Source organism: Microcystis sp. M53602_WE12 (genome assembly GCF_030065455.1).
Lineage (GTDB): Bacteria > Cyanobacteriota > Cyanobacteriia > Cyanobacteriales > Microcystaceae > Microcystis > Microcystis aeruginosa.
Window position 1 is genome coordinate 1 of record NZ_JASJFB010000549.1, and the last position, 10,573, is coordinate 10,573.

The following is a 10,573-nucleotide window of genomic DNA, read 5'->3' on the forward strand; positions in this document are numbered from 1 at the left end:
AAGTAGCTGGTTATAATTAAATTAAAAATGGATTTTAGGTTCGATCCCCCCTGCCCCCCTTGATAAGGTAGGGTTGATTCATGAATCAACCCTACCCTTGATAAGGGGGGTGTCTGATAATTTTTAACGCCTACCTACTTATCGAGGCAATTCTGTTTATTTTCCTCCGGGGATTAGTTACCAATCCTCTGTTTATTTGATTAATTCCACCCCATCTTTGCCGTCAATCTCTTGTAGATAAACTTTTACCTGTTCCTCGGCTGCGGTGGGGAGTTTTTTGCCCGTAAAATCTGGGTGAATTGGTAATTCCCGATGACCACGATCAACGAGGACTAATAAGCGGATTTTTTGCGGTCTGCCATACTCAATAATAGCATTGAAAGCGGCGCGGATCGTGCGACCTTTATAGATAACATCATCGACTAAAATCACGGTTTTTCCCGTGACATCTAGGGGCATTTTGGTTTTAGCAGGAGTGCGAGTTTTAATGCGATCGAGATCGTCGCGATAGAAGGTAATATCGATCGCTCCCACGGGAACTTTTACCCCTTCTAAGCTCTCAATTTGACTAGCAATTAAATTAGCTAAAGGCACTCCTCGCGTGTAGATACCGATCAAAATCAAGTTATTTAAATCGCCACTTTTTTCGATAACTTCGGAAGCCAAACGGGTAATAGTGCGACGAATTTCGTCAGCCGAGAGAATTTCAATTAACTGTGGGGTCATAATTTTCCAAGACAAGGGGGGATAGGGGATAGGGAAATTTTTACGGCAATGTCCCTTTTTTTACTTTTTCCTTTTTCCTTTAAAACCATCTCCATCACTAACGAATATAATTATTTTCACTTACCTATTTTAACTCGATCGCTCATGAGTGATGAATTATTGCAAAAATCTGCCCTAGAATTAGCCCAACTGATTCGCACTAAACAAATCTCCCCCCTAGAATTAACCCATTTATACCTCGACAGAATTGAGAAATTTGACTGTCAAATTGGTAGTTTTGTCCATGTCGCCAGGGAAAGCGCCCTAGCCACCGCGGGCGCCCAAACGGAACAATTAAGTCAAATCGCCGCTACTGCCGAATTACCGCCTTTTTTTGGAGTTCCCACCGCCATTAAAGACTTAAATGCCGTCGCTGGAATGCCGGTTAGTTACGGAATCGCCGCCTTACAGGGAAATATTGCCCAATATGACGAAGGAATCGTCACCAGAATAAAAATGGCGGGTTTTATCCTTCTGGGCAAAACTGCCACTTCCCAGCTAGCTTCCTTTCCCTACACCGAAAATCCGGGTTTTTTGCCGACTCGTAACCCCTTCAACCGCGATTATACCGCAGGAGGTTCCAGTGGCGGTGCGGCGGCGGCGGTAGCGGCGGGTTTCTGCCCGATTGCCCAGGGTTCCGACGGTGGCGGTTCCATTCGTACTCCGGCGGGTTGTTGCGGTTTGGTGGGGATAAAACCCAGTCGTGGGCGCGTTTCCTATGCCCCGGTGGGGGAATTTCAAAGCGGTATCGCCACTAACGGCACTCTTTCTAAGACGGTGGCAGATGGGGCGGCGCTGCTTACCGTGATTTCGGGCTATACGACGGGCGATCCCTACTGGCTACCCGATCCGCCCTTTTCTTTCCTAGAAGCCACTCAGAGAGGCGTAAAACCCCTAAGAATCGCTTTTTCTACTTCCATATCCCCCTTCGGCGAAGCGGCTGCCGTCTATAAAAATGCTGTGATCGAGACGGCTAAAATTTTAGAGGGTATGGGGCATCACTTAACGGAGTATTCTCCCGATTTACAGGCTTTAATCGCTCCTTTTCGCCGTATTTGGCAAGCGGGGACGGCAGCGGCGGCAATTCCCAGGGAGTTATTAAGTCCCCTTAACCAATGGTTATTGGACAATTCTGGCAGTGCGGGGGAATACCTGCAAGCGGTGCGGCAGATGCACGTTATTTCGCGGCAAATTGTGGCGATGTTTGATAATTTTGATGTCTTACTTTTGCCAATTTTTCTACATCAACCCCCCGGAATTGCTGAGTGGGAAAATTTACCACCGGAAGAAGCGGTTAATAAGATGATTAGTTGGATTGCCCCTTCTCCGATTGCTAATGCGAGTGGTTTACCCGCGATTGCTTTACCCACAGGGGTTGATAGTCAGGGTTTACCCGTGGCAATTCAGTTAGTGGGTAAACCTGCTGATGAAATCACTTTGTTAGGTTTATCGGCACAATTAGAGGCAGCTAATCCTTTCGGTTTGATGGCTAATTTTAAGTAAGCTAAACGGCTTTTACTTCGGATCACCGATATAGACTCCAAAAGGGTTATAGCTGTTGGATCATGCAGGTTAAGCGCCGTTTAGCTTAGGTAGGTGTTAAAAGTTGTCAGACACCCCCCTTATCAAGGGGGGCAGGGGGGATCGGCACCCCCCTTATTAAGGGGGGACTAAGGGGGGATCGAAGCTAAAATCCATTTTTAATTCAATTATAACCAGCTACTTAACTAGCAAGACTTTCGGTAAATTGGGGAATGGAAGCGATAAGTTTACGGGTGTAATCACTTTGGGGAGAGTTAATAATTTGGTTAGCTGTACCCATTTCCTCAATTTTACCTTTATTCATCACCATAATCCGATCGCTCATAAATCTGACGACACTTAAATCGTGGGAAATAAAGATATAAGTGAGATTAAATTCCTGCTGTAATTCTTTGAGTAAATTTAAGACTCCCGCTTGCACGGAAACATCTAAAGCAGAGACAGATTCATCACAGATAATAAACTGAGGATTTAAGGCTAAAGCGCGAGCAATACACACCCTTTGTCGTTGTCCTCCCGATAATTGATGGGGATAGCGATCAAACCAATTAGGATCGAGTTTAACTCGTTCTAATAAATATTCTACTCGTTGCCGTTGCTTTTTGTAATTGCCGCCGGTATGATGAATAACCATCGGTTCTAAAATTGCTTTACCGATGGATAAACGGGGATTCAGGGAGTTGTAGGGATTCTGAAAAACTATCTGTAATTCCCGTCTCAGTAGTCTTAATTTTGGATCGCTGGGGTTTAATTTAGCGAGATTTTCTCCTCGGAAATAGATATCTCCAGAAGTGGCAGGAATTAAGCGCAGAATTGTCCTTGCTAAGGTAGATTTTCCGCAGCCCGACTCACCGACTAAACCGAGAGTTTCCCCCCGTTTAACGGCAAAACTGATCTGATCTACGGCATTAAAAAAGGTCTTTACTTGCCCGAAAACTCCCTTAACTGGAAATCTAACCGATAAATTTTCTACTGATAAAATATTCTCGTGATGTTGTAAACCTTCAATTCTGCTTTCTTCCTCTTGGAGAGTAATAAATTTAACTGCTGGTGGAGTAATTTCCTGTAATTCAATAATCTTACCTTGAGAGTCTTTTTCCACTCGTAAAAAATCGCTGACAGTGGGCAATTTTTCTGGACGAGAGTTTAAGCGAGGACGACAGGCAAGTAAACCTTTTGTGTAGGGATGTTGGGGATAATTTAATACTTCTTCTTTCGTTCCTTGTTCGACGATTTCTCCTTGATACATCACGACAATTTGATCGGCAATTTCGTTAATAACTCCCAGATCGTGGGAGATAAAAACCATTGACATTTCTCGATCGCTTTTACACAAATCTCGTAATAATCTTAATATTTCTGCTTGGACAGTCACATCTAAAGCGGTGGTTGGTTCATCGGCAATTAATAGGGTAGGATTACAAGAAATCGCCATGGCAATCATTACCCTTTGTAATTGTCCCCCCGATAATTCGTGAGGATAACGCTTGAGAATTGCTTCTTTTTGTTCCTGAATATAAGTTCTAATTTTTTCCCTGACATGACCCTTATTTTCTAAGGGAAAAGTTTCTATATACTTCTCCTCTAACTGTTCATCACTGGGTAATAAGCGCACTTCTTGCAGTAGAGAGATGGCTTGATTTTTTGCCTGTTCAGTGGTGACTTTTTGATGCAGTAAAATTGCTTCGGTGAGTTGAAACTCGATGTTATAAACTGGATTAAGAGAACTCATTGGTTCTTGGAAAATCATCGCCATTTCTCCCCCGCGATAATAACGCAATTCTTCCGGGGGAATAGATAATAAATCCACTGCTTGCATTGACTGACCTTTTGCCGGACGAAAGCAAATTTCTCCCCCAGTAATTTTTCCCGGAGAGGGAACCAGTCCCATGAGTGCAAGGGAGGTGACGGATTTTCCTGAACCCGACTCCCCCACACAACCGAGAACTTGACCTTTCTGCAAGCTAAAACTAATGTTATTAACGGCGACTGTTGTTCTTTTCTGATTAGAAAATTCAACGGTGAGATGGCGAACGTCGAGAACTTTGTTATCCATGGGTCTTTAAACAGAAAGACAGATTCGATTTACTTATAAATATAGCTTTTTCTGTTCCCAGTAGCTGGGTGCAATTAATTCGTAGATAGCTGGCGACATCTCGCTTGCAAGGGAGAATTTTGCCAGCATTAAGAAGATTTTCGTCTCTCAGCGATCGCCATTTACCAGAGACTTGTCAGACTAAATCCTGTTTAGAGTGATAATTGAGAATAGTTATACCAAATCCGGTTATTAAAAACTGATTATCTATTGCTCCTATTGCCTATTGCCTCTCCTGATATGTAGGGTTTGCTGAATAAATCTAAAAACCTTGTTGGGTAAAACTTTTAGACCTTTTGGCCATCAAAAAGTAATGGATCTGGGAGTGATCGGGGGAAAAATTCCTGGACTTTTTCCCTGAAAATTAGGTAATTGACCCCCTCAAAATCGGTAAAACCCTACACCCCACACCCCACACCCTACACCCTGCCCCCAGGAAAAACTTTTTGCCGCAAACCCTATGTAGCCTATACTCAACGGATTTAGTATAAAAAAGGAATAGAGCCTGAAACTCTATTCCTGAATCAAAAATTGCAGTTAATTTTTAACCCTATACTACCGCAGAAGTCAAAGCTTCTTTGAGGATAGCGGCTTTATCGGTTTGTTCCCAGGGTAAATCGAGATCATTGCGACCAAAATGACCATAAGCGGCCACATCTTGGTAAAAACGCTCGCCTCTTTCACTGGGTAAACCGCGCAGGTTAAAGGTTTGGATAATACCGGCCGGACGGAGTTCAAAGTATTTATTGATTAAGTCCAGAATCACATCATCAGCGACTTTGCCAGTGCCAAAGGTTTCCACGAAGAGACTCACCGGACGAGCTACCCCAATCGCATAACCCACTTGAATCTCGCACTTATCGGCCAAACCAGCAGCGACGATATTTTTGGCCACATAACGGCAAGCATAGGCCGCGGAGCGATCGACTTTGGTAGGATCCTTACCGGAGAAAGCGCCGCCACCGTGACGAGAATAGCCACCGTAGGTATCGACGATAATTTTCCGTCCCGTTAATCCCGCGTCGCCTTGGGGTCCACCAATGACGAATTTTCCGGTGGGATTAACCAGATAACGGGTATTGGCATCGGGTTTAATCTCTAAATCGCTGAAGACCGGTTGTACTACCGCTTCCCAGAGATCACTTTTAATCTTTTGTTGGACGAGATCATTATCGGTGATATCGCCGATAGTAGCATCGTGTTGGGTAGAAACAAGGATAGTATCGATACCCACGGGACGACCATCTTCATAAATGACCGATACTTGCGTTTTACCGTCGGGACGCAGATAGGACAGTTCACCCGTTTTTCTGACTGCCGCTAAACGGCGAGCGATGCGGTGGGCTAAACTAATCGGTAAGGGCATAAATTCCGGGGTTTCATTGCAAGCGAAACCGAAGACAATACCCTGGTCTCCCGCACCAATTTTATCGAGTTCATCATTGCTGAGAAGTTCGCGATTTTCCTGAGCAGCCGTGACACCCTGGGAAATATCGGGAGATTGTTCGTCTAAAGCGACTAAAACGGTGCAACTATTCGAGGAAAAGCCGTTATCGGCGTTGATATAGCCGATTTCAGCGATTTTCTTGCGAACTAAATCGACGAAATGAACCTGTGCTTTCGAGGTGATTTCACCAGTAATCAAGACTAACCCTGTATTGACAACCACTTCAGCCGCTACACGACTGTGGTCATCTTGGGATAACAGAGCATCGAGAATAGTATCAGAAATCTGGTCACAAATTTTATCGGGATGTCCCTCTGTAACCGATTCGGAGGTGAACAAATAACGTTTAGACAAGTGATGTCCCTCACATAGTAGTACGTTTGAACGCAAAAAAGATTCCAAGAAATCTTTGATCATACAGTGTAACAGGGAATTTGTAGAGATCCAGTATTTTCAATAAGAAACCGCCCGAACATTGTTCGGACGGAGTGTGGTGTGAGGAGTGAACGGAAACTTTCGTCTCCGCTAATTCCATTGTAGATGACAACTTAGAATCTTGAACGATTTGAAAGAAACTAGCCCAAAAAATTTTTATCTCTTGAAGGGGTTGACTAATGCCCGATACCCGTCTCGATGATGTAGCCTGAGTAATAGCGGTCGCAGAGCTATATTGAAAAATTATGACAGTCACAGCCGATTATTTAGAACAACTCAATCCTTCCCAGCGCCTTGCTGTTGAGCATTTTTGCGGCCCTTTGTTGGTGGTTGCTGGAGCAGGATCGGGAAAAACTAGCGCTTTAACCTATCGTATCGCCCATTTGATCCGTCATCACGGGGTCGAGCCGGAAAATATTCTCGCAGTCACTTTTACCAATAAGGCGGCCCGGGAAATGAAAACGAGAATTGAAAAAACTTTTGCTCAACAAAAAGCACAGGAAAAATACGGTCAAAGATTAGAACTTTTAGAAGAATACGAACAGAAAAAACTCTTTTCTCAAGTTTATCGGAATTATACTAAAAAACTCTGGATTGGGACTTTTCACAGTCTTTGCGGTCGGATTTTGCGCTATGACATTAATAAATATCAGGATGAATATGGTCATAGTTGGCAAAGGAATTTCTCAATTATGGATGAATCGGATGCCCAGAGTTTGGTGAAAAATATCGTCACTAAACAGATGAATTTAGATGATAAAAAATTTGATGCTCGCAATCTACGTTATGCGATTAGTAATGCCAAAAATTTAGGTTTAACTCCCACGGATTACGCCAGAGAAAACCCTCATTTTCGGGGAAAGGTCATTTCTGAGGTTTATCAGGCTTATCAGATGCAATTGGCACAAAATAATGCCCTAGATTTTGATGATTTAATACTGGTTCCAGTCCGTCTTTTTCAGCAAAATGAATCTATTCTCGGTTATTGGCATACGCAATTTAAGCATATTTTAGTCGATGAATACCAAGACACTAACCGGATTCAGTACGAGTTAATTCGGCTTTTGTCCACCAATGGTGAAACGAAAAAAAGTGAGTGGAATTGGACGGATCGATCGATTTTTGTGGTGGGTGATGCCGACCAATCTATCTATAGTTTTCGGATGGCAGATTTTACTATTCTGCTCAATTTTCAAGCGGACTTTGGCGATGGTTTACTCGATGATGATACTCGCACGATGGTGAAACTACAGGAAAACTATCGTTCACGGGAAAATATTCTGCAAGCGGCAAATAAGTTAATTGAAAAGAATAGTCAAAGAATCGATAAAGTCCTTGTTCCCACCAGAGAAGGAGGCGAGAGTATTTATGTTTTTAAAGCCAGAGATGAACAGGAAGAAGCAGCTTTTGTTATCGATAAAATTCGAGAATTTACTCAAGAAAACCCCGAATTAAATTGGGGTAGTTTTGCCATTCTCTACCGAATTAATGCCCAATCTCGCCCCTTTGAAGATGGGTTAATTCGCAATAATATCCCCTATAATATTGTCGGGGGATTTAAATTTTATGATCGACAGGAGATTAAAGATGCGATCGCTTATTTACGAGTGATTGCCAATCCTGCTGATACCGTTAGTTTACTGAGAATTATTAACACTCCCCGGCGCGGTATCGGTAAAACCACAATCGATAATTTGCTCAAAGCTGCCCAAGAATTAGGAGTACCTTTATGGGAAATTATCAGCGATGAAACTTCCGTTAATACTCTCGCCGGTCGTGCGACTAAAAGCATCAATAAGTTAGCTAAAATTATCCAAAACCTGCAAGAAAAAATCACCGATTTATCCGCTAGTGAAATCCTAGACCAAATCATGGAAGATTCGGGATATATCGATGAGTTAAAACAGCAGGGAACCGAGGAAGCTGATACCCGCATTGAGAATATTCAAGAATTGTATAGCGCCGTCGTACAATTCCAAGAAGAAAACGAAGAAACCAATCTCCAGGAATTTCTCGCTAGTGCTAGTTTAGCCTCGGATTTAGATAATCTTCAGGAAGGTCAAGAAAAAGTCTCGTTAATGACCCTTCATTCCGCCAAAGGTTTAGAGTTTCCTATCGTCTTTTTAGTCGGTTTAGAACAGGGCATTTTTCCCCATAATCGTAGTTTAAACGATCCCATTGCTCTTGAGGAAGAACGCCGTTTGTGTTATGTGGGTGTGACTCGGGCCAAGGAACAATTATTTTTAACCTACGCAAAAGAAAGATATGTCTGGGGGAATAAAGAGATGAAGGTAGCTTCCCAATTTTTGCAGGAATTGCCCCCAGAATTGCTCACAAGCAACCTGAAACCGAAAAAGACCCCAAAAGTGGTTGCCATGGAAAAAACTGTCTCCGATCAAAGAAAATGGCAGGTAGGCGATCGAGTGTTACACTCTACTTTTGGAGAAGGAGAAGTGACCCATATCCTTGGTGAGGGTAAAAAAATGAATCTAGCGGTCAAATTTTCGGGTTTAGGTCAGAAAATCATCGATCCTCGCACCGCACCCATGCAACTTATCCACGAATAGGGAAAGACCTTAAGGAGTATTGCTAATCTCTACAATTATTGTTCCTTGCTCTAGTTGTTTCAACGCATCGGGTAAAGTAGCTGTCAGTAATCGCCGCAGATTCTGATTTGTGACATTACCACAGGTTAACCATAAAATTTGAGGAGGTGTTCCCAGACGACAAACCAAATCAATAAAGTCACTATCTTTGGTCATAATCACGGCATTTTCCGCTCGCGCTGCTGCAAAGATCTCGATATCTTGAGCATCTCGAAGGGATAAGTCTCGCAGGGACGATGCTTCTAAATCAAAGGTCGCTGATAACCAGCTTGCTAGAGTTGGGGGTAGTTGAGCATCAATCCAAATTTTCATGCCGTTAGTTTAGGAAAATCCGTACACCGTGCTGCAAAAAGTAAACAAGCTTGGATATCTGCGAGTTCCAAATCGGGAAAGTCTTCTAGAATTTCAGTTATGCTCACATTCTCCGCTAACATTTCCAAAATATCCGTTACTCGAATTCGCATCCCCCGAATACAAGGACGACCACCACACTGGCCGGGTGTTTGAGTAATGCGGGTAAGCAAGCTAACTGTTGAGTCCATAGAACGCATCTCGAAGATATTTAGTCTGCATTTAATTATCTTATCTGGTAATCCTAACAACCAATCCCTAGCACCCAACTGACACCCCCTGATTCCTCAACTCCGATCGCTACCTGCTGTTAGAATAGAGAATTGCGGTCAGACTGACGATAAAATTGAGAAGCTAAATCCTTGATTCTTAATAGTTGTTGAGCAACTTTCCGCCTAGTATCGCAATTATCCGATAATATGGGCAACAGCGAGTTAGTCTATTCAGTCTGTTAAAATTGACCCCCGTTGGTCGTATTCGCGCACTGTCTAACCTTTATGATGAGGATCAGTTAATATGGAATCAATGCAACCCACCGAGACCCAAAATCCGATTAGAACGGATTTACCCGGGTCTCTGAGCAAACCCAGCAGCAGCACCGAACAGATTTGGTCTGAATATGTAGAACCAGTTTGGGATTCGGTGATGTCCTATCTGGCTAACGTCCCCGATTATATCGGTAGTTTCTTCTCTGGATACAAAAAACCTTTAATCGTTCTGGGGGCAATTTTAGCCAGTTTTGTCACCGTGAAAGTTACCCTAGCGGTTTTAGATGCGATCGATGATATTCCCCTCCTTGCTCCTATCCTACAATTAGTTGGGATCGTTTACACTGGTTGGTTTGTCTGGCGCTATCTGCTCAAAGATGAAAATCGTCGCGAGTTATTAGCCGAAATTGATGCACTAAAAGCGCAAGTTTTTGGCAGTCACAATAACCCTTTATAGAATCAAGCATAAATAACCCAGGAGTTGAGCGGAAACACTCAACTCTTTTGTTTTTGCACAACAGTAAAGATTGAGGCAGTTAGGTAAATAGACCAGATAGCCATTCTCTGGTTCTTCTAACTGTATATCCCTCTTCTGTCACTCTAGGGAACGGGAAAACAGAAATGACAGGGGAAAACGGATGTCAACAGAGAATTTATCAATCGATTAAGTTGAGTATGAGGGCTTTTCTCTCTATTCTAACTCTCCTCCTCTGACAGAAGAGGAATATCTAAGAGCTAATTTCACGACCGAGGTACTCAAGCTTCTCTAGAACAGATTGAAGCAAAGATCGCCGCTGCTCGACGACAATATCTAAGTTAGCCAACATATACTTTACGTCTTTGT

At 43.1% G+C, this 10,573-nt stretch carries 8 protein-coding genes; 3 read left to right on the top strand and 5 right to left on the bottom strand.

What is annotated here, in order from left to right; genetic code table 11:
• Positions 1 to 192: 192 nt before the first annotated feature.
• Positions 193 to 726 carry a bifunctional pyr operon transcriptional regulator/uracil phosphoribosyltransferase PyrR gene (pyrR, locus tag PX482_RS17685; RefSeq protein ID WP_004162618.1) on the bottom strand — a complete coding sequence of 178 codons (534 nt, stop codon included), beginning with the start codon at positions 724 to 726 and terminating at the stop codon, positions 193 to 195.
• A 144-nt stretch (positions 727 to 870) separates the two neighbouring features.
• On the opposite strand from pyrR, the gene PX482_RS17690 reads away from it, so the two are divergent.
• Positions 871 to 2,268, top strand: coding sequence for an amidase (locus PX482_RS17690; RefSeq protein ID WP_125732758.1), 1,398 nt, complete (start codon positions 871 to 873; stop codon positions 2,266 to 2,268).
• Positions 2,269 to 2,488: 220 nt separating this feature from the next.
• Here PX482_RS17690 and PX482_RS17695 read toward each other — a convergent pair whose 3' ends face one another.
• Both PX482_RS17695 and metK read right to left on the bottom strand, forming a co-directional pair.
• Positions 2,489 to 4,363, bottom strand: coding sequence for an ABC transporter ATP-binding protein (locus tag PX482_RS17695; protein WP_288122785.1), 1,875 nt, complete (start codon positions 4,361 to 4,363; stop codon positions 2,489 to 2,491).
• A gap of 589 nt (positions 4,364 to 4,952) precedes the next feature.
• On the bottom strand, positions 4,953 to 6,203 hold the full coding sequence (gene metK / locus PX482_RS17700; RefSeq protein WP_012267167.1) for a methionine adenosyltransferase: 1,251 nt from the start codon (positions 6,201 to 6,203) through the stop codon (positions 4,953 to 4,955).
• Between the two features lie 326 nt (positions 6,204 to 6,529).
• On the opposite strand from metK, the gene pcrA reads away from it, so the two are divergent.
• Positions 6,530 to 8,851, top strand: coding sequence for a DNA helicase PcrA (gene pcrA / locus PX482_RS17705; RefSeq protein ID WP_288095268.1), 2,322 nt, complete (start codon positions 6,530 to 6,532; stop codon positions 8,849 to 8,851).
• Positions 8,852 to 8,860: 9 nt separating this feature from the next.
• On the opposite strand, the gene PX482_RS17710 is transcribed toward pcrA, so the two are convergent.
• Both PX482_RS17710 and PX482_RS17715 read right to left on the bottom strand, forming a co-directional pair.
• On the bottom strand, positions 8,861 to 9,202 hold the full coding sequence (locus PX482_RS17710; RefSeq protein ID WP_002759489.1) for a DUF5615 family PIN-like protein: 342 nt from the start codon (positions 9,200 to 9,202) through the stop codon (positions 8,861 to 8,863).
• Entirely contained in the window at positions 9,199 to 9,432 is a 234-nt protein-coding gene (locus PX482_RS17715; protein ID WP_039899814.1) for a DUF433 domain-containing protein, read from the bottom strand. The genes PX482_RS17710 and PX482_RS17715 overlap by 4 nt, the downstream gene beginning before the upstream one ends.
• 325 nt (positions 9,433 to 9,757) lie before the next feature.
• Between PX482_RS17715 and PX482_RS17720 the strand changes: the two genes are divergently transcribed.
• On the top strand, positions 9,758 to 10,186 hold the full coding sequence (locus PX482_RS17720; protein WP_147070581.1) for a CAAD domain-containing protein: 429 nt from the start codon (positions 9,758 to 9,760) through the stop codon (positions 10,184 to 10,186).
• Positions 10,187 to 10,573 lie beyond the last annotated feature (387 nt).

Bases quoted from the DNA above. Each gene is read 5' to 3' on its own strand.
- pyrR (WP_004162618.1), bottom strand. From the start codon at position 726: ATGACCCCACAGTTAATTGAAATTCTCTCGGCTGACGAAATTCGTCGC.
- PX482_RS17720 (WP_147070581.1), top strand. From the start codon at position 9,758: ATGGAATCAATGCAACCCACCGAGACCCAAAATCCGATTAGAACGGAT.
- PX482_RS17715 (WP_039899814.1), bottom strand. From the start codon at position 9,432: ATGGACTCAACAGTTAGCTTGCTTACCCGCATTACTCAAACACCCGGC.
- PX482_RS17695 (WP_288122785.1), bottom strand. From the start codon at position 4,363: ATGGATAACAAAGTTCTCGACGTTCGCCATCTCACCGTTGAATTTTCT.
- pcrA (WP_288095268.1), top strand. From the start codon at position 6,530: ATGACAGTCACAGCCGATTATTTAGAACAACTCAATCCTTCCCAGCGC.
- PX482_RS17690 (WP_125732758.1), top strand. From the start codon at position 871: ATGAGTGATGAATTATTGCAAAAATCTGCCCTAGAATTAGCCCAACTG.
- PX482_RS17710 (WP_002759489.1), bottom strand. From the start codon at position 9,202: ATGAAAATTTGGATTGATGCTCAACTACCCCCAACTCTAGCAAGCTGG.